Origin of the sequence: Paenibacillus sp. OK076, assembly GCF_900110055.1 — a bacterium.
Classification (GTDB): Bacteria; Bacillota; Bacilli; order Paenibacillales; family Paenibacillaceae; genus Paenibacillus.
Map to the genome: position 1 here is coordinate 366,825 of NZ_FOCH01000004.1, position 25,248 is coordinate 392,072.

General features: G+C 47.7%; 23 protein-coding genes, 1 pseudogene and 1 riboswitch. Of the genes and pseudogenes, 16 read left to right on the plus strand and 8 right to left on the minus strand.

Going from position 1 to position 25,248, the window contains the following annotated elements:
- Nucleotides 1–113: 113 nt before the first annotated feature.
- On the minus strand, nt 114–1,433 hold the full coding sequence (locus tag BMY78_RS26450; RefSeq protein ID WP_090904289.1) for a Fe-Mn family superoxide dismutase: 1,320 nt from the start codon (nt 1,431–1,433) through the stop codon (nt 114–116).
- 199 nt (nt 1,434–1,632) lie between these two features.
- Nucleotides 1,633–2,661, minus strand: coding sequence for an alpha/beta hydrolase (locus BMY78_RS26455; protein WP_090904290.1), 1,029 nt, complete (start codon nt 2,659–2,661; stop codon nt 1,633–1,635).
- Between the two features lie 358 nt (nt 2,662–3,019).
- Between BMY78_RS26455 and BMY78_RS26460 the strand changes: the two genes are divergently transcribed.
- Both BMY78_RS26460 and thiC read left to right on the plus strand, forming a co-directional pair.
- A complete protein-coding gene (locus BMY78_RS26460) occupies nt 3,020–3,763 on the plus strand; it encodes an IclR family transcriptional regulator (RefSeq protein ID WP_063568040.1) in 744 nt (247 codons plus the stop codon).
- A 119-nt stretch (nt 3,764–3,882) separates the two neighbouring features.
- A riboswitch (TPP riboswitch) is annotated at nt 3,883–3,996 on the plus strand.
- A gap of 342 nt (nt 3,997–4,338) precedes the next feature.
- Nucleotides 4,339–6,144: a phosphomethylpyrimidine synthase ThiC gene (gene thiC / locus BMY78_RS26470; protein WP_256222427.1), complete on the plus strand. Its 1,806-nt coding sequence runs from the start codon at nt 4,339–4,341 to the stop codon at nt 6,142–6,144.
- 511 nt (nt 6,145–6,655) lie between these two features.
- On the opposite strand, the gene BMY78_RS26475 is transcribed toward thiC, so the two are convergent.
- From BMY78_RS26475 to BMY78_RS26485, 4 genes are all read right to left on the minus strand, one after another.
- A complete protein-coding gene (locus BMY78_RS26475; RefSeq protein ID WP_143067086.1) occupies nt 6,656–7,354 on the minus strand; it encodes an aspartate/glutamate racemase family protein in 699 nt (232 codons plus the stop codon).
- 202 nt (nt 7,355–7,556) lie between these two features.
- Complete coding sequence (locus tag BMY78_RS32990; protein ID WP_161490662.1) at nt 7,557–7,724, minus strand: hypothetical protein; 168 nt, start codon at nt 7,722–7,724, stop codon at nt 7,557–7,559.
- A gap of 545 nt (nt 7,725–8,269) precedes the next feature.
- Entirely contained in the window at nt 8,270–9,088 is an 819-nt protein-coding gene (locus tag BMY78_RS26480) for a zinc ribbon domain-containing protein (RefSeq protein WP_090904293.1), read from the minus strand.
- A 74-nt stretch (nt 9,089–9,162) separates the two neighbouring features.
- Entirely contained in the window at nt 9,163–10,107 is a 945-nt protein-coding gene (locus tag BMY78_RS26485; protein ID WP_090904294.1) for a helix-turn-helix transcriptional regulator, read from the minus strand.
- An 83-nt stretch (nt 10,108–10,190) separates the two neighbouring features.
- Between BMY78_RS26485 and BMY78_RS26490 the strand changes: the two genes are divergently transcribed.
- The 7 genes and pseudogenes from BMY78_RS26490 (at nt 10,191) to BMY78_RS26520 (ending at nt 14,613) form a co-directional block, all read left to right on the plus strand.
- Nucleotides 10,191–10,886, plus strand: a complete 696-nt coding sequence (locus BMY78_RS26490) for a response regulator transcription factor (protein ID WP_090904295.1) — start codon at nt 10,191–10,193, stop codon at nt 10,884–10,886.
- Nucleotides 10,879–11,967 carry a HAMP domain-containing sensor histidine kinase gene (locus tag BMY78_RS26495; RefSeq protein ID WP_090904296.1) on the plus strand — a complete coding sequence of 363 codons (1,089 nt, stop codon included), beginning with the start codon at nt 10,879–10,881 and terminating at the stop codon, nt 11,965–11,967. The genes BMY78_RS26490 and BMY78_RS26495 overlap by 8 nt, the downstream gene beginning before the upstream one ends.
- Before the next feature lie 431 nt (nt 11,968–12,398).
- A pseudogene (locus BMY78_RS33815) lies at nt 12,399–12,726 on the plus strand (M15 family metallopeptidase); the annotation flags it as partial.
- A gap of 231 nt (nt 12,727–12,957) precedes the next feature.
- A complete protein-coding gene (locus BMY78_RS26505) occupies nt 12,958–13,509 on the plus strand; it encodes a VanZ family protein (protein ID WP_090904298.1) in 552 nt (183 codons plus the stop codon).
- Nucleotides 13,510–13,522: 13 nt separating this feature from the next.
- Nucleotides 13,523–13,738 (plus strand): hypothetical protein, encoded by a 216-nt coding sequence (locus BMY78_RS26510; protein ID WP_143067087.1) that lies wholly within the window; start codon nt 13,523–13,525, stop codon nt 13,736–13,738.
- Between the two features lie 127 nt (nt 13,739–13,865).
- Nucleotides 13,866–14,264 carry a hypothetical protein gene (locus BMY78_RS26515; RefSeq protein ID WP_090904300.1) on the plus strand — a complete coding sequence of 133 codons (399 nt, stop codon included), beginning with the start codon at nt 13,866–13,868 and terminating at the stop codon, nt 14,262–14,264.
- A 34-nt stretch (nt 14,265–14,298) separates the two neighbouring features.
- Nucleotides 14,299–14,613 (plus strand): hypothetical protein, encoded by a 315-nt coding sequence (locus BMY78_RS26520; protein ID WP_090904301.1) that lies wholly within the window; start codon nt 14,299–14,301, stop codon nt 14,611–14,613.
- Between the two features lie 108 nt (nt 14,614–14,721).
- Here the strand turns inward: BMY78_RS26520 and acnA are convergent, their stop codons facing one another.
- A complete protein-coding gene (gene acnA, locus BMY78_RS26525) occupies nt 14,722–17,436 on the minus strand; it encodes an aconitate hydratase AcnA (RefSeq protein WP_090904302.1) in 2,715 nt (904 codons plus the stop codon).
- Between the two features lie 362 nt (nt 17,437–17,798).
- Between acnA and BMY78_RS26530 the strand changes: the two genes are divergently transcribed.
- From BMY78_RS26530 to BMY78_RS26560, 7 genes are all read left to right on the plus strand, one after another.
- Nucleotides 17,799–18,818: an amidase domain-containing protein gene (locus tag BMY78_RS26530; protein WP_090904303.1), complete on the plus strand. Its 1,020-nt coding sequence runs from the start codon at nt 17,799–17,801 to the stop codon at nt 18,816–18,818.
- A gap of 138 nt (nt 18,819–18,956) precedes the next feature.
- Nucleotides 18,957–20,057: a D-alanine--D-alanine ligase gene (locus BMY78_RS26535; protein ID WP_090904304.1), complete on the plus strand. Its 1,101-nt coding sequence runs from the start codon at nt 18,957–18,959 to the stop codon at nt 20,055–20,057.
- A 31-nt stretch (nt 20,058–20,088) separates the two neighbouring features.
- Nucleotides 20,089–20,412, plus strand: a complete 324-nt coding sequence (locus BMY78_RS26540) for a hypothetical protein (protein WP_053779624.1) — start codon at nt 20,089–20,091, stop codon at nt 20,410–20,412.
- 155 nt (nt 20,413–20,567) lie between these two features.
- Nucleotides 20,568–21,569: a UV DNA damage repair endonuclease UvsE gene (gene uvsE / locus BMY78_RS26545; protein ID WP_090904305.1), complete on the plus strand. Its 1,002-nt coding sequence runs from the start codon at nt 20,568–20,570 to the stop codon at nt 21,567–21,569.
- Between the two features lie 107 nt (nt 21,570–21,676).
- Complete coding sequence (locus BMY78_RS26550; RefSeq protein WP_371129194.1) at nt 21,677–22,540, plus strand: inositol monophosphatase family protein; 864 nt, start codon at nt 21,677–21,679, stop codon at nt 22,538–22,540.
- Nucleotides 22,541–22,565: 25 nt separating this feature from the next.
- Nucleotides 22,566–22,856 (plus strand): hypothetical protein, encoded by a 291-nt coding sequence (locus BMY78_RS26555; RefSeq protein ID WP_090904307.1) that lies wholly within the window; start codon nt 22,566–22,568, stop codon nt 22,854–22,856.
- 295 nt (nt 22,857–23,151) lie between these two features.
- The gene (locus tag BMY78_RS26560; RefSeq protein WP_090904308.1) at nt 23,152–24,468 is read left to right on the plus strand and encodes an SGNH/GDSL hydrolase family protein; all 1,317 of its coding nucleotides are present in this window, start codon (nt 23,152–23,154) and stop codon (nt 24,466–24,468) included.
- Between the two features lie 118 nt (nt 24,469–24,586).
- Here BMY78_RS26560 and BMY78_RS26565 read toward each other — a convergent pair whose 3' ends face one another.
- Nucleotides 24,587–25,141 carry a hypothetical protein gene (locus BMY78_RS26565; protein WP_090904309.1) on the minus strand — a complete coding sequence of 185 codons (555 nt, stop codon included), beginning with the start codon at nt 25,139–25,141 and terminating at the stop codon, nt 24,587–24,589.
- Nucleotides 25,142–25,248: the final 107 nt, after the last annotated feature.

Genomic DNA, 25,248 nt, shown 5'->3' on the forward strand with positions numbered 1-25,248 from the left:
AGATATCTTTCAGTCATTTGGCTGGAGATATCTCTTTTTTTACATCAACATATAGCACCATGGATTCAATGCGCTCCAGAGTACGCCCCGATGCTATGCTTAGCCCGAGAATTCTAATAAGGCGGCCATAACAGCTTGCGCGCAGTTTCATAACGTTCCGCCACAGCTGGCCAGTACACAACCTTCCACCAGTCCTCGATATATTTTTTGCGTTCATTCTGGTGTTTCAGATAGTAGGCATGTTCCCATACATCAAGCGGCAGGAGAGGCACGATGTCGGACTGAGATAAGTTCTGATGTTTCTCCGCCTGCAAAATTTCCAATCTATGCGCCCGCGGGCTCCAGACCAGCATGGCCCAGCCGCTGCCCTCCACTTTGTTGGCGGCTTCAGTGAATTGATTCTTGAACGCTTCATAGCTGCCAAAATCCCGCTTGATTTGCTCTGCGAGCATACCGGAAGGCTTGCCTCCGCCTTTGGGGTTCATGATCGTCCAGAAGATCGTATGCAGGTAATGGCCTGCACCATTAAATGCGAGTTCGCGTTCCCAATGTTTGACGAGTTCAAAATTATTCTTTTTCCGCGATTCTGCCAGCTTTTTCTCCGCGGTGTTCAGTCCGTCTACGTAGGATTGATGGTGTTTGTCATGGTGTATGCGCATCGTCATCTCGTCAATATATGGTTCCAGCGCATTGTAGGCGTAGGGTAGGGGTGGCAGTGTGTGTCCACCAATAGGTACAGGTTTCTCTTTGACCGGCACTGCTGTAGAGTTGGTTGTGCCCTCTGTACTTGCATTGGGGGACGGTACAGCCGCCGAATATTGTGTCTGTACCGCTGGAGTAGGGTTGTTGGCTTTTCCCGCAGCATTGGATGATTCTTCTACAGCTTCACGATAGGGCTGTTCAGACATGGGCATTGAAGTCACTACGTTGGCATCAGCCGGTTGTCCCGAGGTTTGAAGAATATCATTCAGTGAAAACGATGAATCAGACTCCAAATCCCGCAAAGCTCCAGATTGTTTCAGCGTTTCAAGTACCCCCAGGAAATACTCGGATTCGCGAATGAAATGCAGAATAACCACTTTGGCAATTGGCACTTGCTGAACAGCAGTACTTTGCTCCAGCAGGACGTACAGCTGTCTAATGAACTCACGCGATTGTGTGCAGGTCTCAGCCACGAGCTGTTCAATACAGCGGATGATGTAAGGAGCAGGTGGCTGGGTTCCCGGCAGTATTTGCTTCAACAGCTGATTCGCGACTCGTTCGCTATTCTCAAAGATCGCTTCCCATTCCGCAAGCCATTTGACATAAAAGGGTTCAAGATCAGGAACCAAGGCGCGAATGACAATCGTATGTTCCTTCTCTTGCTCTTTCCAGAAACGGACTTCTTCGAGTACCCTCAGAGGCAGCAGATGCCCATATCCATACCAATTCATATGCGGTAAACCTCCATTCAAGTGAATTGAAATTCAGATCCAGCAGCAGAAATTAAATTTGATTCTCCCGTTCGTTCAATTTGGCAATGTACAAGCTGGAGCTGTCTTTAATTACGTCCCAAAAGTATATTCTCCAGGTACCTTGTCCTATGTGTACACAAAAAAAGAGCCCCATAGGGGCTCTTGAATTACCGGGTTTTCACGATTCTCCGGTATTGGTATTGTCCACATCATCGCTGCTCGTCTTGGTCACATGACTCAGGAATGTGGAGACACGGCGCAGATATTCCTTCGGATGCTCCCGGAAGATCAGCTCATGATGCGCACCGTCCACAATCCATTCATCGGAATTCGGATTGGTCTGGTTGCCGGCAAGCAGTTCCGCAATCGGGTAAGGAGCTTTCTCATCCTCGGTACCATGGATAAAGAAAATCGGGAAAGGATAATCTTCTTTTTTCACTTCTTGATACGGAATCTGCTGCAATCCAGTCCCGTTCAGAATCGGGAACAGCAGGTTCATAATTTCCAGCGTAGGCTGACGCGGAAGATCAATCTGATTATGGATGTTGTGATACAGCGTATCCGGCTCAAGCAGGAATGTGCTGTCCAGAATCATGGCATCCACATCTTTGGTAATAAGCCCAGTCTGCAGAGCTGTACCTGCACCCATGGAGAAACCCCATACGACAAGCTCCTGAGCTCCGCGCTGCTTCGCAAACTGGATTGCACCAAGCAGCTGCTGGGACTCGGCTTTGCCGCCTGTGGCGACAGCTTTGTTGACCTGTGAAGCGAAACCGTAATCGAACATTACCACATTGAAGCCGAGTTGGTGTGCATAATGGGCCAGGTCATACATCGGTACCCAGGTCTCTTCACGATTCGCACCATATCCATGGCTGAATATGATGGTTTTGTTTGCATTATCATCAGCCGGAATATACCAACCCTGCATCGTTCGACTGCCGTCTGCCGCAGGGAATGTGATGTCTTGATACTTCATGTTCTTGGCCTGCATGGGATTGGAGAATACAGGCGCTACAGTTGGATTGGATAATACCCAAGCAATATAACCGTGCAGTGCGATGAAACAAAAGAGCAGAAAAAATACAACGGAGAGCAACAACGCCACGACAATATGTTTGAACCGGATCAGCCTCGGTGATAACGAAGAAGGCAGATCTGACACTTTCGTTTGCAGCGGGGCTTCGCTCTGGGATGTCGGATACATGATTGCCCCTCCTTTAAAAATCAAATGAAGATAACAACGAGACGAACAGAGCGGATAAATGATTTTTCTGACTACATAGGAAGCAAAATCTTAATTTAATATATCTTTATCGTATGTTCCAATATAGTCAAAGTCAATTGATTGAGGCCATTTGTTACGCAATTGTTATATAGTTCTGAAGATATCTGGTTAACATTTCCTTAGGGTGCAAATAGCAGGGGATTTTAATTTATAAAAAGAAAATATTTACAATTATTCCTATTCCAAATGGCTCTTTTTGGTTTACAGATGAGACCGTTTCTCATATAATTTATGTAACCAAGTTTCATGTGATGAAACATGAGGAGGGCAACTTGCCATGGAAGACCGAAAGTTAACCGTCCGGGCTGTAGAACGGGCGCTGGATATATTATTGTGTTTTACAACCCGCAGTGATCTGGGACTCACGGAAATTGCCAGCCAGATCGGTCTGCACAAAAGTACAGTCCATCGTCTGATGGCTACTTTGGAGGACAAGGGGTTCGTGATCCGGGATGCAGCCACCGAGAAGTATCGGCTGGGCATACGCATCTGGGAGCTGTCTGCCCATATGTCTCGCAGCGATGATCCAGCCATTTTACTCCTTCCTGCGATGGAGCGGCTCAGAGATCGACTGGGCGAAACCGTGAGTTTATATCTGCGTGATGGCAGTGAGCGGATTCGAATTCAGGCCGTGCAGAGTGATCAGGCGATTCGCCGTGTAGCTCCGGTAGGCGTCAGACTTCCGTTATCCGTGGGAGCATCCAGCAAAGTGCTGATGGCTTTTGCCACCGAAGAGGACCGCGAAGATCTGATGAATGGACCGGAATGGCCCGTATTTATCGATCCCAAAGTATATTTGGCGCAAATGAAAGACATTCTGGAATACGGCTACGCCACAAGTTATGAGGAGCGTGAACCAGGAGCCGCCGCTGTATCTGTACCCATCATGGATCGGAAAGGCAACATCGCTGCTGCTCTGTCGGTATCCGGGCCTGTTAGTCGCCTTTCGCAGGAGACGTTGCATGAATACGCACCTGTGCTGAAGGAAGCTGCTACACAGATGGGACTGATGTTATCCTGATTTTATGTTCTGGAATTTAAAGGTTGTTTTTATGATCCGGTTGCGCTACTCTGTAATGGACGGCCCAACAGGGTCAGCATAATTGAATATGAATCTGCGGCTGAGATGCTGCAACTTGTTAACGTTACTGGGGGAGTCCGAATTGTCCGGACTGAGACGGAATCGCATGAGATTCCGGACCCTTTGCACCTGATCTGGATCATACCAGCGTAGGGAAGTAATCGGCGATACGACCACGAACACCATATAATGTGACCTATGGATGGACTCCGTTATGGAGCCTGAATGAGTTGCGTTATTGGTGATGGACATAAGCCGGTTCCCTTGGGAACCGGCTTTTTTTATACAGTAAACAGGCGGAAGCCGTTGTCAGAGCTGCTTTTGGATAAAGAGCTGGGAGCTATTGGCGAAGCGGTGATATGGATTTTTTTTCCTCGACTGTCTGTATTACTTGAACTGTATGTCCCTATTTTGTGTGGTATGATCGCTCTTCCTTTTTCTATGTTGTGGATGGTTTGGACTCGTGCGCAAGCATTTCAATCCAGGCAATCACCAATGAGGAGGAGACAAGAGCGATGAGTACAGAGAACAGAACGCTGGGACAAGACGAGCAGGATCAGGTGTTGGAAAAGAGTGCAGGTGCGGCCGGACGGGTTAAGCCCTTCCCGGGCAGCCGCAAAGTGTACATTCAGGGCTCACGACCGGACATTGCAGTACCGGAGCGTGAAATTGCCCTTCATGACACGAATACTCCCCAAGGAGTGGAGCATAACGAACCGCTGCGTGTCTACGATACGAGCGGGCCGATGACTGATCCCGGATTTCATGCCGATATCCGGGCAGGGCTGCCAGCGCTGCGCACCCGCTGGATTACGGAGCGTGAAGATGTTGAAGCCTACCAGGGACGAACGGTAAAACCGGAGGATAACGGATTGAAACCCGGAGGGAAGCGAACTGGAGCCGAGAAGTATCCAGGCTTGCGTGGTAAACCGTTACGGGGACAGGCAGGGCGCTGCGTGACCCAGATGCATTATGCACGGCAGGGAATGATCACACCGGAGATGGAGTACGCTGCCATCCGTGAGGGTGTGGAGCCGGAATTTGTGCGGCAGGAGCTGGCGAGTGGCAGGGCCATCCTGCCGGCGAACATCAATCACCCGGAGAGTGAGCCGATGCTGATCGGGCGTCATTTTCATGTGAAGATCAATGCTAACATCGGGAACTCTGCGGTATCCTCCTCCATCGAGGAAGAGGTAGAAAAGATGACTTGGGCCGTACGCTGGGGATCGGATACGGTGATGGATCTTTCCACAGGCAAGGACATTCATACAACCCGTGAATGGATCATCCGCAATTCACCTGTACCCATTGGAACAGTTCCGCTCTATCAGGCGCTGGAGAAGGTCAATGGAGAAGCCGAAGCACTGACCTGGGAGTTGTATCGTGACACGCTCATAGAGCAGGCAGAGCAGGGTGTGGACTACTTTACGATCCATGCAGGCGTGCTGCTGAGATATATTCCGATGACCGCCAAACGCATGACGGGCATTGTGTCACGGGGCGGGTCCATCATGGCAGCATGGTGTCTTGCGCATCATGAGGAAAATTTTTTGTATACCCATTTTGAAGACATCTGCGAGATTATGAAAAGGTATGACGTGGCCTTCTCTCTCGGAGACGGACTGCGCCCAGGAAGCATCTACGATGCCAATGATGAAGCCCAGATGGCGGAACTGGCGACGCTTGGTGAACTAACACAAATCGCCTGGAAGCATGATGTGCAGGTGATGATTGAAGGTCCGGGACATGTGCCGATGCACAAGATCAAGGAGAATGTCGATCTGCAAATGGAGATTTGCAAGGAGGCGCCGTTCTATACGCTGGGACCGCTGACGACCGATATTGCACCAGGATATGACCATATTACCTCGGCCATTGGGGCAGCGATGATCGGCTGGTTCGGTACGTCGATGCTCTGTTATGTTACGCCAAAAGAACATCTGGGCCTGCCTAATAAGGATGATGTGCGGGAAGGGGTTATCGCCTACAAGATCGCTGCGCATGCCGCTGATCTGGCGAAAGGTCACCCGCGTGCCCAGCGGCGGGACGATGCGCTGTCCAAAGCACGCTTTGAGTTCCGCTGGAGGGATCAGTTCAACCTGTCGCTGGACCCTGAGCGTGCGCTGTCCTACCACGATGAGACGTTGCCGGCCGAAGGGGCAAAAGAAGCCCATTTCTGCTCCATGTGCGGGCCGAAGTTCTGCAGCATGCGCATTACGCAGGATATTCGTGCTTTTGCCGCAGACAAAGGTTTGTCCGAGAATGAGGCCGTGGCAGCGGGTATGCAGGAAAAGGCTGAGGAATACCGGACACGCTCCTAAGCGCCGTTACAGCGCAATCTGGGCGGCCTGACATGGTGAAAAGCCGTTCCTCTCCGTGATTGATGAGAAGAGCGGCCTCTTACTTGGTATGTGGTGCGCACGCTTAACTTCGAAGGACAAGGATAACGACACAACATATTTTATCAGTTATAGGTTGATTGTCTCCCAGATGTTTAATAAAATGAATATAAGTGAAAAACAAATAAGAGTAGCCAGGCCAATGGCTACTCCTGCACAACATTTGCGGTAGGTATTCCTCCAAGTGCAGCATAGTTCAGACGAAGTGACCCGTCAGGCCGTCAACCTGTGGCGGGTCACTTCTTTTTACGGTCGATGTATGTCAGGAGCGCAATAATTAGCATTGCGAACACGATTACGTCGTTGAAAGAGAAGTTCATAGGATCACCTCCCACCGGAGGCAACCTATTTCCCACCACAAATTGGCTGTGCAAAATAATTATACCATTCGAAAGTCTCTCATTCGAGAGTCTTTTTATTTTGCTTCATGAGTTCAACACTTAACTTTGGCCAAGCTCAACTTCTTCTCCAAATACGACGCAAGTGATGCCAGCGGGCTATAGATCGCCATGCCTTTATCTGCTGTAACCCGTGCTGCTGCAGGAGCCATGGACAGTTGAGCGGCTACTAGCGTGCTATCCGGATACTGCTCAGCAAGATGCTGTAAACCGCCGCTAACTGCTGCAAGATAACCTTCCTTATCGCCTCGCATAATTAACTCGAATGTGCCCGGGATCAATACTGCTTCAGTCTTTACGGTCACGGCCTCGTGTCGCTGCTCATCTTCATCATCTTGCTGCAAAGCCTGATTCACCCGCGCCATCGTTCCTTCAATCGTTGCGGGGTTGGTAAACGCAAGGATGTACTCGCCAGAATTTTGCTGCATTTCCTGAAGTAATGGATCATCAATTCCTATCACGGGCACGGGAACATGTTGTGCCTCTTGCTCGAGTACGGCTGCAAACAGGGTACAAGTGACGAGGATGGCATCTGCATGGCATTGGGCGATCCATTGCAGCGTCTGTGATACTTTCTCATGCGTAACTGCCTCGGTAAAATCAGCATCATGTTTGAGGCGATCCAGACCCGGATCGACATAATGTACAAATTCAACCTCATAAGGAGCGAGTGCTTCTTCAATCAGTGCAATATTGGAATAGTGAGCGTGAAAACAGCCAATGGTCATCATCATACTTGCCCCCTGAAATGGATTCTATCTCATATAAGTTCCGCAGATATTTAACCCATTATAGGGATGTGACAATAGACTGTACATATTTAAAATACGGAGGTAACAACATTTATCGTGAAAACGCGAATAGCCGTTCATCCACAACTTCGCAGAGGAACGGTGCAAACCACGTAAGCGATTCTCAATTCGCTCGTCATTTCATTTATCGCATAGAAGGGGCAGCGTTCTTTTTAGCCATTTTTTGTTGCAAAATTTCATGAAAGGATAGACCTTGAGTGTTCTCATTCTCCTTTTTGGGAGCAGTGGTCGCCGTGTTGCGCGGATATTGATGGTGGTACGGGATCATTTGCTGAATAGGCATGCGGATCATCTTGGTTCCTCCTTTAATGCATTTTCAAATATGCATATGTGATTATGAATAGGTTATGTATTCCGACGGATTATCGTCTCTAATACGCAAATAGGTATATGTGACTTGTTAGACGAAACAGGCAACTTAAGGTGTAATTCCAATTGGATTGTAGTGATTTTACCCCGTATTCAGGAGATGTAAACGTTTTTAAGTAAATTCAGGAGGAAAGGACCGCATATGTGAGGATTCGTATGGGAGGATAGAAGCGGTTGTTAAGTGAATAGACCCAGTTTTGAGAATGCCAATTGTGTCGAAATTAAGACATATTGTCTGGTTGTATAGGTACGACGCAAGCTAGCTAACTTGGTACCATGGTCGGTTGTCGGGTGCATATTAGGGCAATTTTCAACGAAAAGACAAAGCGGAAACGCCAAAAAGCCGTCAGGAAAACCTGACAGCCTAACAGCATTTTTCATAAATCGGTGTGCGGTATTCCATTGCTTAAATATAGATCGAAACGGTGCAATTGGAATTAGGAAATGACCTTAATCACTATTTTCTTATTATCCTTGGCGAACGGCAATATACAGGTCCACTTGTACGTTCTCAGGATCGAGGCTGCGCTCATCATACAATTCGAAATCTCCGGTAAATGTGCGTTCTCCCTGATTGTTCCAGGACCACACTGCACCCCAGGCCTCGCCTACGACCTCGCCCATCGGGCCCTTTCTGGAGGTGAACACCGCATATGTTGCAGGTGGCAGCTCAACGGAACTCACTCCCTCAGGCAACGCTTCATCCGAACCCACCTCATGCCCCACCAGTATGGTGTATTCTCCATTTATGCCATCCGTATAATCAGCGTAACAGCCATAGCGGGGGGCTTCAGGGGTTGGCTGATAATCTGAGGCGAAGTAGCTGTTCCAGAGTCCCTGAATACAGCCTTTTCCGCTCATTTCAATGGCATTGGTTGTTCTGGCGGACACACCGGCAAGGCGCTTTCCTGGCAGTGTGACATACCGAATGGGCTCTATGGAGAGCGTATTGTTGCGAGTTGTTTGATTAAGGTCAGCGGACTCTTCCGAAAGTTCTGCCCCAAATGTCACGTTCCGTTCTGAGCCAGATGTATTCCATCTTTTCAAAAAAGGAAGCTGGTTGCGCAGCATCGACCTTGCTGATTCCTCGTCCATACCTTCCTGGTTCAGAATGGCGGTGCACATTTCAATCATGCCCTCCAGCGTAATATCGGGCTGTTCAAACTTCCCTTCTTTATAACAATAGATACAGTATTCGCGGGTTGTATTACCACCCGTTTCTGTGCCGAATTGGGCAGGGGTAGTAAGTGGCATTCCGCAGCTCTGGCATACTGTGACGTTCATCATCAATTCCTCCTCGGTATGTACAGCTTGAATATAATAGAAGTATAACGGGAGGAACTGGACACCTGTCTGTCAGGTTAGGGGTGGGCTTTATAATTTTGTACAATTTGTTCGGCAATTCTACGAATCTCTTCCCGGATATGCAGAGGCTCCAGCACTTCGACATCCGCGCCAAACCCAAGAATGAACCCATACAACCAGTTGTCCTCTGGAAATGCGACTTGGCTGATATAATACCCCTCACCATCCGAAACGACGTTCTCTATGCCAAACCACTCCTCTGCGATGTGACGGATACGAGCATGGAATCTCAGGGTCAGGGCCACTTGATTATCCGGAGTTGCCCACTCTTGCTGCCAGGGCCTGTCCTGGAGGTTGATCGGCTTGCGCTCGAAGTTTCCTTGAGCAAGGATGATGTCTCGCATGCGGACCAGCTTGAACATGCGGAAATCGTTGCGTTCGTGACAGAACGCATAGAGATACCAGGAATGCTTTTTGAGCACAAGGGTATGCGGATCGGTCGTTCTATGAGTTTGAGTACCTTCTGCACTACAATAGGTAAATTTAATGGGCCGCAGTTGATCCATGCCCTGTTCAATGAGCTGAAGTTTAATTTGCAGCGCTTCGGGATGCGTCCACATCGAATAATCCACAATGAAGCGGCTGGTATTAGCCTGGAAATCCTCATTTTTGGCTTCAGGCACGATGCTGCTGAGTTTCTCCATTAACAGATCCCGTGCTACATTTGTATGGGAGGTGGAGACACTGCGCAGCGCAGTGACGATGGAGGCCAGATCTTTGTCAGTCAGTACGTTTCGGTCAAGCCGATAGCCCTCTGCCAGGCCAATACCACCGCTTGCACCCTGATAGGTGACAACAGGAATACCCGCCTGGCCCAGCGTGTCTATATCCCGGTAGATGGTGCGGATGGATACTTCAAACGTATCCGCCAGATCCTTGGCCTGCACCCGGCCACGATTGATCAACAGCACAACAATGGCTAATAAACGGTCGAGTTTCATATATTGGATTCCCTTCAATCATTTATAAGTTGGATTCAGATATGTTATATTGTTGAGCATCACATATAGGAGTGGAATAAGCAATGAAGCGTATTACGATTTTGATCGCAGATGATGAAGTTGAGATCGCTGATCTGGTTGCATTGCACTTGCAAAAAGAAGGATATCACATCATTAAGGCATTCGATGGGAAAACGGCGGTTCAAGCCGTACAGACACAAACGATAGATTTGGCCATTTTGGATATTATGATGCCTGGTATGGATGGATATGAGGTGACCCGCAAAATTCGGGAGCAGTATCATCTGCCTATTATTTTTCTGAGTGCCAAAACCTCGGATATGGATAAAATCACCGGGCTCGTGATGGGCGCAGACGATTACATGACAAAACCATTTAACCCGATGGAACTGGTTGCCCGGGTCAATTCACAGCTGCGCCGTTCCCTTCAATTTAGCCAGTCTGCACCGGTCCAGCGCTCTATTCTGGAGAAAGGCGGGCTCATTATCTCGCCAGATCAACATAGCGTCACCTTATACGGCAAGCCAGTAGAGTTAACACCGAAGGAGTTTGACATCCTTTATCTGCTCGCAAGTCATCCCAAACAAGTGTTCAGTGCGGAGAGCATCTTTGAACAAGTGTGGGGAGAGGCTTATTATGAGAGCGGCAATACCGTGATGGTGCATATTCGGACCCTGCGCAAAAAGCTGGGCGAAGATGTGGACAAGAACAAGTTTATCAAAACGATCTGGGGTGTGGGGTACACGTTCAATGAATAAACGCAGAAGTTTTCGAACGACCATGATTCTGTTGCTGGGTTTAAGCATGCTGGCATCTGGTGCGATTACCTTTGGGGTATATAAAGTGATGCAATACTATTACACTGGTGTTCGTGCGGAAGATCAGTTAGCAGAATATCGCCACTTTATGAGAAGCATAGGGGATATTTACTTTTTTCTCATCTTGTTCATACCGCTTGCGATCCTGTTTTTCTTCTGGTTTACCAAGCCGTATGTTACCTATTTCAAAAATATCTCCACAGGTATCCGGCAGCTCGCGAGTGGTGATTTCCAGCACCGTGTGCAAATTTCGACGAAGGACGAGCTGGGCGCGATTGCAGAGGATATCAATCTGGCGAGTCTGAAACTGAGGGAAGCGGTAGAACGGGGAGATTTTGCGGAGAGCAGCAAGGACCAACTGGTGGTAAACCTGGCGCATGATTTGCGTACCCCTTTAACATCAGTATTGGGTTATCTGGATCTGTTGATGAAGGATGATCAGCTGACGGAGGAGCAGGTCAGGCACTTTACAGCGATTGCTTTTACCAAATCTCAACGTCTCGAGAAACTGATCGATGACTTGTTTGAGATTACACGAATGAACTATGGCATGTTGCCGATTGAGAAAAAGAGACTTGATCTTAGTGAACTGCTAAGGCAGATGAACGAAGAGCTGTACCCTGTTTTTGAAAAGAACCGCCTGGTCACCCGACTGCACATCGATTCCGAGTTAACCATTTCCGGCGATGGTGAGGTGCTTGCACGCGTGTTTGAGAACCTGTTGATTAATGCAGCGCGTCACGGAACAGATGGTCTTTATGTGGATATCCATGGGCACCGTGATGCAGGACAGGTGATCATTCAGATCATGAACTACGGGGGACATATTCATCCGGATGATCTGCCTCATATTTTCGATATGTACTATACCGGAGATCGTGCGCGGACACCTCAGGAAGGGGGAACAGGTCTGGGCCTGTTTATCGCCAAAAATATTGTGGAGCAGCATGATGGGTCCATTTCGGCTCAAAGTGATATCGTACGGACCGTATTTGAAGTGCGGTTGCCAGCACTAGAATGAAATAAAAGGATGAATTTAAGAAAAACTTTAGAATTGCCCTGCTTTTTTTTAACTAGTTTTCTCTATCCTTGAATGACGAGGTAAAGGAGGAGCATGGAATGAAAAAGTGGGGATTTTTGATATGTATCATTGTACTGGGATATATCTTTTCCAAGTCACCCGCACTGTTTGAGCAGAAGGAAGAGGCGAATCTGGAAGTTCAGGATACGGGTGGAATTCGTGCAGGCTATACGAAAACAATTAAAGTGAATATGCAGAATCAAGTACATAAAGGGAATTTATTGCTCGTCAATTCGGAGTATCCCGTTCATGCGGAAGGGATTAGAACCGACATTGTCAATCTGGCGGAACAACATGAACTGATTCGGGGATACGGATTGCTGGATCAGAATATTATGCTGTCAAAATACGTAGCGCAAGCATTCCAGAAGATGGTTGAAGCTGCTGGGAAAGAGGACGTACGATACTTCATTATCAGCAGTGGCTATCGGGACTTTACGAAACAGGAGCAGTTATATAAGGAAAAGGGATCGGACTATGCGCTTCCCGCGGGTCATAGTGAACATAACCTGGGCTTGTCGATGGATATTGGCTCTACGCTGGCTGCTATGAGTGAAGCACCAGAAGGAGCCTGGCTGGAAAAGAATGCATGGAAATTCGGATTCATCTTGCGTTACCCGAAGGATAAAGTGGACATCACCGGCATTCAATTCGAACCATGGCATTTCCGCTATGTGGGATTGCCGCACAGCGCCATCATGTATCATAATCATCTGGTGCTGGAGCAATATTTGGAGCTGCTGCAGCAGAAAAAGAGCATTTCCGCTGAAGTCGGGGGCGAGCATTATTTTATACGTTATTACGATGCATCCAAAGATGAGACCATTAATATACCTGAGCATGGTCAATATGAGATATCGGGAGACAACATGAAGGGAGTTGTCGTAACGGTAGAGGAATAAACAACAAGAAATACATGGAGGTTCATATATGAAACCTAAGGAGTTCAACCTAAAGATGATATGGGTCGCGGCATTGATCGTGTATCTGTATCTGCTAACCAAGCTGATATTATTCAAGGGGCATACGGTGGATTGGAACATCGTGAGGGTTCAACTTATGGCGATCGCGCAGCAGCCGGATCTGATTCATACACGAACCGTTAACCTGAAGCCATTTCAGGAAATCTCGAGAGACTGGCATAGCCTGTCGTTACATCGTCCAGGTACCGCGATTCATCTGTTAGGCAATGTCATGGCCTTTATCCCACTGGGTATTTTTATTCCAGTACTGATGGGGAACAAGCTGTTGTCAGGGGCGAAGGTATTCGTACTTTCCTTGCTCTTAAGTTTTGCTTTTGAAGCGACACAGCTATTGACCGGCATGGGCATATTCGACGTGGATGATCTTATGTTGAACACTTTTGGTGGAATGGTTGGTTATGTTTTGTATACCATGCTTATCAGCATAAAACGAATCATTGTGGGAGGAACAGGTAGCACTGCGAAAAAAGAGTATAATACTAATCAGAGTCGGGTGTAAGGAGGGAAAGTATTTGATGATTTTCTTGGTTGTTTTAATGATTGGGACAGGAATGGTATTTATCGTTCGTCCGCGTTATGTTACTCAATCTTCGTCAGAGGATGGAACCAACAACAATCAAATTACCTCCAGATGGATTGGGTACTCACTGATCATAATGTCCTGTCTGTTTGTGGTTATGGCCACACTGCAATCACTGGATCAAGCATCACATTACATTGGGCATTAAAAGGAAGTGTAGAGGCGTTACATAGCCTTCGGTATATTAATAAGAGAAGCTCCCCATCGCGGCTGAGTACGGGGTGGGGATTTTTTATATCTGCCAGATACCCACATCCTTACAAGGAGGACATATATTGTATTCATTGGCTAAACAACTCGCAGGAAGAATGAAAGCGATCATGGACATCGAAAGTAAAATGGCTGAAGCTGAGCGTAATCAGCAAGGTGAAGAATTTGTGCGTGATTTAGAACAGAAAAGATCAGACTTAATAAAAACCTTTACAAGCGATGAGTTATTGGTCATAACAACCGTGATGGAGATAGGGCAATCAGAGAGAGGATATCGACACTACTTTGACTCAGATGACGTTGAGCTTATTTACCTCCCCATTGAGTTGAATGAGCATGAACTGATGAAGAAATACTCTCACTTTCTGGTACATAAAACAAAACAAGAACTAGCAGATGGAATTGAATATCATACACTCGTCTCGTCATTTTTAAAAGAAGGTATGGAAATTTTAAAAATCTAAACTGCTATCAAATTGGATCTAGGAGGTCTGCTAGATGATAATGAAGATTTCATACTATACACCAGATGGTTTCTATTATTATGTCCCCGATCAATATGCAGAGCAGATAAATGAGTGGAGAGGGGAGTTTTCTGATTTTTTGCAGAGTATAGAAGGGAAACATCCATTCACCCAATATACCGAATATATTGATCATGAGGGTAAGAAAGAATATGGTGTTTTTGTACGTTGCTACGGTGGGGATGATTTTGCAGACTGGATCAACGTGGAGAAATTAAACTGTAGAGGTGTATATCGCATTCCTGCACCACCTGATGATTCGGAAGTTGCATTGAGGATTGATTTTTAAACGTATATCGATTATTAAAAGCAAAATCAAAAAGCTCCCTGTCACCGTGCAGAGCGCACGTGGCGGGGAGCTTTTTGTATAACTTAATTGCATAAAATATAAATGCGATTAAGATTTTTTCATCATTTGACGCAATACGGTTTGCAGGATACCGCCGTTATGGTAGTAGTCCACATCAACCATGCTGTCCAGACGAGCGATAACAGGGAAGTCGAACTTGGTACCGTCCTCACGAGTTACGGTAACCGTCAGTTCTTGTCCTGGTTTCACATCATTGCTCAGACCTGTGATGTCATATGTTTCACGACCGTTCAGACCGAGGCTGGACCAGCCATGACCTTCCTGGAATTGCAATGGCATTACGCCCATGCCCACCAGGTTACTGCGGTGAATGCGCTCGAAGCTTTCTGCGATAACGGCTTTGACACCAAGCAGGAATGTTCCTTTTGCTGCCCAGTCACGCGAGCTTCCTGTGCCATACTCTTTACCTGCGATAACGATCAGGTTCTGTCCTTCGTCCTGATACTTCATGGAAGCATCGTAGATGGACATTTCTTCGTCTGTTGGCAGGTATTTCGTAATACCACCCTCAGTACCTGGAGCCACTTGGTTACGAATACGAATGTTTGCAAATGTACCACGCATCATAACTTCATGGTTACCACGGCGTGAACCGTAGGAGTTGAAGTCTTTGCGCTCTACGCCATGTTCTTTCAGATACAATCCAGCCGGGCTGGACGGAGCAATGTTACCTGCTGGTGAGATGTGGTCCGTTGTTACGGAGTCACCCAGCAATGCCATTACACGTGCGGAACGAATATCTGCAATATCCGTCAACTTGTCGCCAAGCTCCTGGAAGAATGGTGGATTCTGAATGTACGTGGAATTTGGATCCCACTCATACAATTCGCCTTCCGGTACAGGGATCGTATTCCAACGTTCGTTAGCTGTAAATACGTTCTCGTATTTGTTGCGGAACATCTGTGCGTTCAGCGAGCTAGCGATGGTATCCTTGATTTCCTCGGAGCTAGGCCAGAGGTCTTTCAGGAATACAGGTTCGTTGTTGGTATCATAACCGATTGGATCGGTTGCAAAATCAATATTAACGGTACCCGCGAGAGCGTACGCCACAACGAGTGGCGGAGAAGCCAGATAGTTGGCTTTGACCTGCGCGTGCACACGACCTTCAAAGTTACGGTTACCGGACAATACAGCCGCTACGGTCATATCATTCTCGGCAATTGCTTCACTTACTTCGTCTGGCAGTGGGCCAGAGTTACCGATGCAAGTTGCGCAACCATAGCCGGCAACGTTAAATCCGAGTTTGTCGAGATATTCGATCAGACCTGCTTTTTCCAGATACTCGGTAACAACGAGGGAACCTGGAGTCAAGCTGCTTTTCACATAGCCAGGTTTAGTCAGGCCACGTTCAACAGCTTTTTTCGCAAGCAGACCCGCTCCGACCATAACGCTAGGGTTGGATGTATTGGTGCAGCTAGTGATTGCCGCGATAACGACAGCACCAGCACTCAGTTCACTAGTTGAACCGTCAGGGTGTTTCACAGGCACTTTCTCAGCGATTTTCTCGTCGCTCAGACCATAGCCGCCTTTGTCGATCGGCGTACGGATAATGCTGTTGAAGCCTTCTTTCATTTGAGTCAGCTCGATGCGATCCTGTGGACGTTTTGGTCCGGCAAGACTTGGAACAACGGATGCCAGATCCAGTTCGATCACGTCTGTAAACTCAGGATCAACTGTATCCGCAGTACGGAACATGTTTTGAGCTTTGTAATAAGCTTCAACCAGATTTACCTGTTCGTCGGTACGACCGGTATTACGCATATAGTTCAGTGTTTCGCTGTCAACAGGGAAGAAACCAATTGTTGCGCCGTACTCTGGAGCCATGTTGGCTACTGTTGCACGGTCAGCCAGGCTGATGTTGCCAAGACCCGGTCCGTAGAACTCGACAAATTTACCGACAACGCCTTTTTTACGCAGCATTTGGGTAACTGTCAGTGCCAGATCCGTTGCGGTTGCGCCTTCGCTCAGGCTGCCTGTCAATTTGAAACCGATAACGTCCGGTGTAACAAAATAAAGCGGTTGGCCCAGCATACCTGCTTCAGCCTCGATACCGCCAACACCCCAACCAACAACGCCGAGTCCGTTGATCATGGTGGTGTGGGAGTCCGTTCCTACGAGGGAATCCGGGAATACAACAGTTTCGCCGTCAATGGTTTTGGTTGCAGCCACTGAAGCCAGGTACTCCAGGTTAACTTGGTGAACAATCCCTGTGGATGGTGGTACTGCACGGAAGTTGTTGAATGCCGTTTGCGCCCAGCGCAAGAAGCGGTAACGCTCTTCGTTACGCTCGAATTCAACCTTGATGTTGTAGTCGAGTGCATCGTTCGTTCCGAACGCATCAACCATTACGGAGTGGTCGATAACGAGATCGACAGGTACGAGTGGGTTGATCTGTTTTGGATCGCCGCCTGCTTTTTTCACGGTATCGCGCATTGCTGCAAGGTCAACGACCACGGGTACACCGGTGAAATCCTGCAGAACGATACGTGCAGGGATAAATGGAATTTCTTTGTTATTGTCACGGCCTTCTGCCCAGCCAGTCAGTTGTTTTACATGTTCTTCGGTAATAGCACGTCCGTCGAATTGACGAATAGCTGCTTCGAGCAGCACTTTAATGGAGAAAGGAAGCTTGGAAAGGTCGCCGTAGCCGCCTTCCTGAAGAGCATCTAAACTGTAGTAGCGATAAGACTTGCCTCCGACCTCAAGACTGCGGGCCGCGGAGAAATGATTCTTGGCTGACATACATGTACCTCCTTAAAATGTGTCGGTGAGATGAAGAAAACGTTCATTTAGGTGAAGAACAGGCCTTCATCGTTCCGTGTCCTTGTTCGTTAGTTTCATTAGGTGAAACGTAATTTCATAATCGTAACTTTAGTTTTAAGTATAACGTTTTCAGCTCCGTACGTAAAGGGCTTTTTGCCTGTCCAGCCAAGCTATTATTGAGATTGAATGCGTTCTCAAGTAAAGGGAATGGACGCGATCTCTTCCGTGCGTATTATCCCTGATAATAAGGTTTCAAAACAGAACCAGACACATACAACCGAAATTCTCTCATATAAATATAAAGGAGATTTTCATGCAATGGATCATTCCGGACAGAACTCATGCCAAAGGGGGACACAGGCTTGGAACGCGAATGGAAGAGTGCCTTATATACCTACGTGAACCAGTATAATCGCTGTGAGATCGATTATCGTCCACAGACAAGCGAACGGATTGTCACCGATCCGGAATTTGTGCTGGAACGGGGAGAGCGGATGGCCAGACTGGATCAATGGTACCGCAAGCGGCGGGCCGTGCCTCTTCGCAGTGAGACCAGCGCCAAGCTTGTGCGGACACTTATGGATGGGGCCGATGAATCAGTAGTGGATGTGCAATTGTACAGCAGGCTGTTCTATGAGAAGAACGGTTTGACCCATCGGGAAGACCGGATTGAGCGGGAACGCCTGACTTTTCTTAGGCAAGGTGGAGTTTGGACCATTGCGCGTGTGGAACGTGAAGTGCCGGAGCGTCGCCCGGTAGGAGAGGGCCGCCCTTTTCAACAAGCTGATTTTGTACAGGCGATAAATCGGCCGCTGCTTAATCGAGAAGTGCTGGGACAGGGCAGGAGATCGAGGCAGCAGCTGTATCGCAGGGATCTGGCTGTCGCCTATGCGGACCGGTGGTGGAATGCGGGAAACCCGGCATTTGAGGAATTCGATGTCGATTGCACCAATTATGTGTCCCAATGTCTCTTTGCAGGGGGAGCACCCATCCACTATACTGGTAAAAGAGAAGCAGGATGGTGGTACAAAGGCTATGTCAATGGCTCTGAAATGTGGAGTTACAGCTGGGCTGTGTCCAACAGTCTGGAGCGTTATTTATCCGGCAGCAGCTGGGGATTGTCAGCAACCGAAGTGGATCGTCCAGAGCAGTTAATGCTCGGAGATGTAATTCTTTACGATTGGGACGGGGACGGCAGGTTTCAGCACAGCACCGTTGTGACCGCTTTTGATGCGGGAGGTATGCCGCTTGTGAACGCACATACGGTCAGCAGCCGCCACCGTTTTTGGGATTACCGGGATTCTTACGCTTGGAACGAGCGGACGGTGTACCGGCTTTTTCATATTGCAGATGAGTTTTGAGGGTCAACGATTTTACGGGATTCGGTGACGTGGACGTCTGGTTCCGTGTAAAATAAGTCTAGATAACAGAATAAAAAGTGGTGCTGAACATGCAGACATGGCAGGCAGCATCATTGCACAGATAATCGGAGGTTACGCATGAGTATGGATAAATTAACAGTAGGCGTCGTTTACGGCGGGAAGTCAGGCGAGCATGAGGTGTCGCTGCAAACGGCGTTTGCTGTAACGAACGCATTTGATTATGAGAAGTATGAACTGGTTCCTTTTTATATCTCCAAGCAGGGTACGTGGAAAAAAGGATCTGTCATGCACGCGCCATTCGCGCAGATTGAAGATTTGAAGCTGGAGCAGGCGGCGGGCGGAACCCAGGAAGCGCTGAACGCGCTGTTCGGCCGTTTATATGGCGGAGAAGAGGCGCTGGACGTCATGTTCCCGCTGCTGCACGGTACGTTCGGTGAGGATGGCACGATTCAAGGGATGTTCGAGATGGCGGATATGCCTTATGTTGGCGCAGGTGTACTGGCTTCGGCAGGCGGTATGGACAAAGTGGTCATGAAGAAGCTGTTTGCGCAGGCCGGAATCGATCAATGTGCCTTTACGTATTTTAACGCTACTCAATGGAAGCAGACTGAGTATGAAATGATCTTGCAGGTGGAGGATCAACTGGGCTATCCGTGTTTCATTAAACCAGCCAATCTCGGTTCCAGTGTAGGAATCTCGAAGGCGCGTAACCGGGATGAACTGAAGAAAGCCGTGGAGTTCGCTCTCCGTTACGATACGAAGGTTGTCATTGAGGAGTTTGTAGAGGCGCGTGAAGTTGAAGTCAGTGTGCTCGGTAATGACGAGCCGATGGCTTCCGTACCAGGAGAAATCGTATCTTCCGGTGAATATTATGACTATGCAGCCAAATACATCGATGGACAGTCTCAGATGCTGATCCCTGCTCCGCTCGACCCGGAAGCAGCAGATCGCATCCGTGAGGCCGCCTTGCAGGCATTCCGTGCGATTGAAGGCAATGGCATTTCCCGTGCAGACTTCTTCATTCGCAAATCGGATGGGGCATTACTTATTAATGAAGTAAACACCATGCCTGGTTTCACACCATACAGCATGTATCCGCTCTTGTGGCGTGAGACTGGCGTATCGTATGCCGAACTGCTGGATCGCATGATTGAGCTGGCTTTGGAGCGCTACAATCGCAAGCAGGCGTTGAACTACGAGAACGGCGTACAGGCGTAGCCTGGGGACGACATTATAAGGAGGGGTATGAATGGGATTTCAGACCGAATTCAATTCCGTGTGCAAGTTCAAGAATGAACAAGAGCTGTTTGAATTGCTTGAATACGGCCGTGGCAAAATGGTCAAACAAGGCTTTCGTGTATTTCCTACCGGACAGAAAGTCATTGCTTACACACCGGATAACGTGGCCGTAGCCATCGTAAAAATCGTAGTCTCCATTGCGGAGATTAACTTCCAGGGTCAAGAAGTGACCGAAGTGGAGATGCAATTGATCCGTAAACTGAACGAGGAAGAATCACGCATTCAGACGGCTCTCGCGGACGAGATGTTCTTTGGTGAACAGGCACAGGGCTAGTTTGTTACATGTCGACCGGGACGAATAGACGGATTTGCCCAAATCACGATTATGGTCACTCTTTTAGGGTAAAACTTGGTTATATAAAGTGAAGGGAAGACTGCCGGCTTCATATGTCGGGAAGGAATCCCGCCCTAATAGAGAGGAAGAAATTCATGCTCGTACGTTTTGGCTATGTGGCGATGTCTGTGCTTGTGGAGAATGCTTCACCTTCCCGGACGATGACCATGTCCAGCTTTAAGAAAATTGATGATAGGGAAGCAGCAATTCGCAAGCTTGAACGGATTGCAGCCGAGAATTTGCATAATACATTACGTTTGCTCAGACATAACAAAGGAAGCCATATTCATGTATATCGTTTCTCCTCCAAATTAATCCCGCTGGCAACGCATGAGGATCTCAGTGATTGGGACCCGTTTCCCGCGCTCAAGCAGGATTTTGCCGCGATTGGCGATTTTGTGAAGGAGAACGAGATGCGTGTATCTTTCCACCCGGATCATTTTACGGTACTCAGCACGCCGCGGGAGGAAGTGCTGCGCAACTCCATGCGCGACCTTCGTCATCATGTACGCATGCTGGATGCCATGGGTCTGAATGCTACTGCCAAGAACAATATACATATTGGTGGTGCATACGGGGACAAGCCTAGTGCAGCGCTGCGTTTTGAAGAAAATTTTCTGAAGCTGGATCGGGATATTCAGGAACGGATGACGCTTGAAAATGATGACAAAACGTTCAATGCACCCGAGACACTTGCGGTCTGTCAACGTGTGGGGCTGCCTATGGTGCTGGATATCCACCATCAATGGGTGAACAATGAAGGCGAACAGCCGTGGGATCTTTGGCCGGATATATTGAAGACGTGGGAGTCTCCGCTGGCTCAAGCGGATTCACCGGCAGACAAGCCGTTGCCTCCCAAAATTCACGTCTCCAGTCCAAAGAGTGAGAAGGACCTGCGTGGTCATGCTGACGGTGTTGAGGTGGAGCCGATGCTCGCTTTTTTACGTCATATTGCAGCCGATACACCCGCCCTTGATGTGATGATTGAGGCCAAGCGCAAGGATGAAGCTCTGGTGCAGTTAATGCAGAAACTAGCATTCTATCACGAAGAGGGTGTGGAGTGGGTGGACGAATCGACGGTTATCATTCATCCGTAGCGCCAAAAGGGGCCTGGGCAACGAGAAACTTTACGACCCTTGGGGCGTATACTTTTAACAAGTATTTTAATTTTTCGTAGATTGATATAGAAAGTAGAGTGAACGCTTTGAATGAGAAGGAAAAAACACCTTATGTCGTGACAAGCAAAAGCTATACTGCCGTCGCCATTAATGCAGCTTCCAAAGCTGGAGAGTGGATCAAGAGCCGTCTCGGAACGGTGGGGGAGCCTGGAACCAAGTATTCGCCGCAGGATCTCGTTACTGAAGTGGATAAAGGTGCAGAGCAGATGATCCGCCGCCTGATTCTGACGCATTTTCCCCATCATGCCATTCTGGGTGAAGAAGGCGTGGAACCAGGACCGGAAGCATCAGCGAAGGCACTGAAAGAAGCTGAGGAAGAAGAGTTTCTCTGGATTGTGGACCCGGTGGACGGAACGACGAACTTTGTGCACGGTTTTCCGTTCTATTCGGTATCCATCGCTTTGGCTCATAACGGTGAGGTGATTGTTGGAGTAATCTACGATCCTTCCCGTGACGAGATGTTTGTTGCGGAAAAAGGAAAAGGCGCTTACGTGCACGGAAACCGGATGCTTGTATCGGGTGAACAGGAACTGGCTCAGAGCCTGATCGCGGTTGGCTTCCCGGCGGATACAACCTACGCGCTGCCAATCAATATGGCCGCTGTTCAGGCACTGGCACCGCAAGTACGCAGCCTGCGTGCAGGTGGTTCTGCCGCCCTGCACTTGGCATATGTTGCAGCGGGGCGCCTCAGCGCTTATACCGAAGTTGGTCTGAAGCCTTGGGATATCGCGGCAGGTGCACTGCTGGTTGAGGAATCCGGCGGCAAGGTTACCGATACCGTGGGAACGCCTTACCAACTGTCCGTGAGTCATGTGGTTGCCAGCAATGGCAAGATTCATGATGCACTGACAGATGTGCTGAAGAAAGCAAACGCAACAGGTCTGGAGTAAAAATTTACTGAAGGAGCGAACAACAATGGATGAATCCAAAGAACTGGAACGACGTTTGAGTGATATGCTGACTGAAGGGGACATGGAGGAGTCCGGCGATGCTGACAAACGTGAACGTCAGCTGATTCCTCCCAAGTACGAGGTTCGCATTCAGACAGAACGGGACCCGATTGTCGAAGAAACGTTGAAGTACCGGGACATGGCACGTGAGGTGGATGATCGCTACGATCGCTACCTTGAGCGGCCTGCCGGGAACAAATCGGATACCGATCCGATTGATTCAGATTCTGGAGAGTCGGAGAAACCGAGGTCTTGACAGGATAGCATTTTTATTGGTGTTAATCGAAGGGGCTTCCAGTAGTCATGAATATGGCGGGAAGCTTCTTTTGTTCGTTAGCTTGGGGACCAGCGACGACGATCAGAGGGGAGAACTTACTTACGGGGTAGCCTATTTCACACGTACAGGGTGAGCGCCTACTTTTTCGTGAAGACGACAGCGCCCCTTTAATAATGTTAGAATAGAGTTACACGAACTTCTGTCATCGGAGTGAACAGTGTAAATGTAAGTATTTTTTTATTTTATAGATACAAGAAAAAGGAGTGTTCTAAGAATGAAGCGTAAACGCATATGGAGAAGTACCGCCGCGGGATTAACGGCAAGTATGCTGGCAGGCATGCTGATTTTGGCATCATCCGCACAGTCTGCTCATGCTGCGGATAGTAGTGCGTTACCGGCAGGAAGCGTAACATCATCATTGCCTGTACAGAAAGATGCGGTAGCGGTAACCAAGGAATTCCGCCTCGTCACATTGGGGGACTCCATCACCGTAGGGTATGAGCCGAACCTCAAAGAATTGCCATATGGTTATGTAGAACGGTTGCAGGAACAAGGTCTGCTTCACGGACGTACTCAGGTGGACAACTATGGTATTGCCGGATTGAAGAGCAGTGGATTGAAAAACTTTGTAGATGCGATCAAGGAAGGGAAAGCGCTCACTTCCGAGGCCATCCAACCAAGCCTGCCTGACCCAAGAGCGGCACAAGTTGGAGCCAATATTGCGGCCATCCGGGAGAGTGTAGCTGAAGCCAATCTGGTTGCCATCACAATCGGAGGGAACGATGTATCCGAGTTGCTCGGTTCAGCAGATAAGCTAAGTGACGCGGAACTGGAAGCCAAAGTGAAGGAATTGCTATCTTCTTATACAGCTAATGTTAGCGCAGTTATCAATGATATTCATGAGATTAATCCTAATACCAAAATTGTAATTGCAGACCAGTACCAACCTATGCCTGAAGTAGCTGGCAAAGCACTCTATGCGAAACTGATAGAAGCTTCCCAAGGGTTTACTGCGACCATTGATGGAATTGCGACTGAATTTGCTGCTAAAGGAATGGATGTAAAAGTGGCTCATGTCGCCAAAGAGTTTATTGGCGGTGAAGGCACGATGACTCACATGATTAAGGATCGCGACTTCCACCCGAACCAGTTCGGATATGAAGCGATTGCCAAAGTATTCGCAGAAACAATCTGGGGCGATTACACCAAGCTGACTGCTCCTGCTGCAGGCCAGCCGATGAATATTATTGTCAGCGGTAAAACGCTGGATACGCCGTACAAACCGATCATCCGCAATGGCAAAAACTTTGTGGCGATCCAGGATATCGTGAACGCTGTTGGCGCAACCACGGTATGGGATAATAAAACATCAACTGCAACGATTACATACGGAGATCGCAAGGTTGCCGTGAAGATTGGTGCAACGGCTGTTCAGGTGAATGGTGCATCCGTAGCCGTGGATACACCTGCATTCCTGAACAAGGTGGGCACAGAATCCAAAACGTATGTACCTCTCGCCATGGTCGCCGAGGGTCTTGGCTTTGATGTGCAGTATGTAGCCAAGTTAAAAACGGTATTTGTAAATCCATAAAATGTAATAAAGTTTATTAAATAAAGTTTGTGAACTTAAAAGGATTTAAGTAAAAATGCTAAAGCCTTCCTACTAATTAGGAAGGCTTTAGCATTTTTACTTGGGAGACTGAATGAAATTATAAAGTCATATTAGTTTTCCTCTTTTTGAAAAGATGGTGAATCCAAGTGAATATCCATTCTATAATATGATATAAAACTGAAATGGATAGAGCTGACCAGAAATCTTGGATATATACCCCTTCAAAGGTAGAGCCCAAAAAATAAATAATGATACCGTCGATTAATATTGTGACAGAATTTCTGGTATAAACTGAAACATGTCTTATTACACCATAGTTCAAGGCAGCAATGATAATAGGATGAATAAGCGTTTCAAATAATATAAATCCAATTAAAATAAATACAGAAAATATAATCCCATCACCAATCTGTTCAAAATATAACGAATTACTCATACCCCCAAAAGTATAAAAAAACAAACTATATAGTACTGTGAAAAAAGCAACAGGAACAATGATCAGTAGAGATAACAAAGGAATAAGCCAAAGTCTTACGTTTACTGGTGGGGGCGATTCTTTATCTTTGCGAGCTATAAACTTAATGATTTCATTTAGTGATAGGAAAAGAAAAAGTAGCAAAATAATGAGAATAAGTATATGGGTAGAATTCATATTTCCTCCTTTGGAATTATTAATATATAAATTACTATAATTTCCATTAAAATAAAACCTACCACCCTTCGGGAATAACCTAAAATGTTGCATAAATATGACTTGTC

Bases quoted from the DNA above. Each gene is read 5' to 3' on its own strand.
- BMY78_RS26485 (WP_090904294.1), bottom strand. From the start codon at position 10,107: ATGAAACTCGACCGTTTATTAGCCATTGTTGTGCTGTTGATCAATCGT.
- BMY78_RS26480 (WP_090904293.1), bottom strand. From the start codon at position 9,088: ATGATGAACGTCACAGTATGCCAGAGCTGCGGAATGCCACTTACTACC.
- BMY78_RS26505 (WP_090904298.1), top strand. From the start codon at position 12,958: ATGAAACCTAAGGAGTTCAACCTAAAGATGATATGGGTCGCGGCATTG.
- BMY78_RS26565 (WP_090904309.1), bottom strand. From the start codon at position 25,141: ATGAATTCTACCCATATACTTATTCTCATTATTTTGCTACTTTTTCTT.
- BMY78_RS26460 (WP_063568040.1), top strand. From the start codon at position 3,020: ATGGAAGACCGAAAGTTAACCGTCCGGGCTGTAGAACGGGCGCTGGAT.
- acnA (WP_090904302.1), bottom strand. From the start codon at position 17,436: ATGTCAGCCAAGAATCATTTCTCCGCGGCCCGCAGTCTTGAGGTCGGA.
- BMY78_RS26450 (WP_090904289.1), bottom strand. From the start codon at position 1,433: ATGAATTGGTATGGATATGGGCATCTGCTGCCTCTGAGGGTACTCGAA.
- BMY78_RS26540 (WP_053779624.1), top strand. From the start codon at position 20,089: ATGGGATTTCAGACCGAATTCAATTCCGTGTGCAAGTTCAAGAATGAA.
- thiC (WP_256222427.1), top strand. From the start codon at position 4,339: ATGAGTACAGAGAACAGAACGCTGGGACAAGACGAGCAGGATCAGGTG.
- BMY78_RS26555 (WP_090904307.1), top strand. From the start codon at position 22,566: ATGGATGAATCCAAAGAACTGGAACGACGTTTGAGTGATATGCTGACT.
- uvsE (WP_090904305.1), top strand. From the start codon at position 20,568: ATGCTCGTACGTTTTGGCTATGTGGCGATGTCTGTGCTTGTGGAGAAT.
- BMY78_RS32990 (WP_161490662.1), bottom strand. From the start codon at position 7,724: ATGATCCGCATGCCTATTCAGCAAATGATCCCGTACCACCATCAATAT.
- BMY78_RS26530 (WP_090904303.1), top strand. From the start codon at position 17,799: ATGCCAAAGGGGGACACAGGCTTGGAACGCGAATGGAAGAGTGCCTTA.
- BMY78_RS26560 (WP_090904308.1), top strand. From the start codon at position 23,152: ATGAAGCGTAAACGCATATGGAGAAGTACCGCCGCGGGATTAACGGCA.
- BMY78_RS26495 (WP_090904296.1), top strand. From the start codon at position 10,879: ATGAATAAACGCAGAAGTTTTCGAACGACCATGATTCTGTTGCTGGGT.
- BMY78_RS26490 (WP_090904295.1), top strand. From the start codon at position 10,191: ATGAAGCGTATTACGATTTTGATCGCAGATGATGAAGTTGAGATCGCT.
- BMY78_RS26535 (WP_090904304.1), top strand. From the start codon at position 18,957: ATGAGTATGGATAAATTAACAGTAGGCGTCGTTTACGGCGGGAAGTCA.
- BMY78_RS26475 (WP_143067086.1), bottom strand. From the start codon at position 7,354: ATGATGATGACCATTGGCTGTTTTCACGCTCACTATTCCAATATTGCA.
- BMY78_RS26520 (WP_090904301.1), top strand. From the start codon at position 14,299: ATGATAATGAAGATTTCATACTATACACCAGATGGTTTCTATTATTAT.
- BMY78_RS26455 (WP_090904290.1), bottom strand. From the start codon at position 2,661: ATGTATCCGACATCCCAGAGCGAAGCCCCGCTGCAAACGAAAGTGTCA.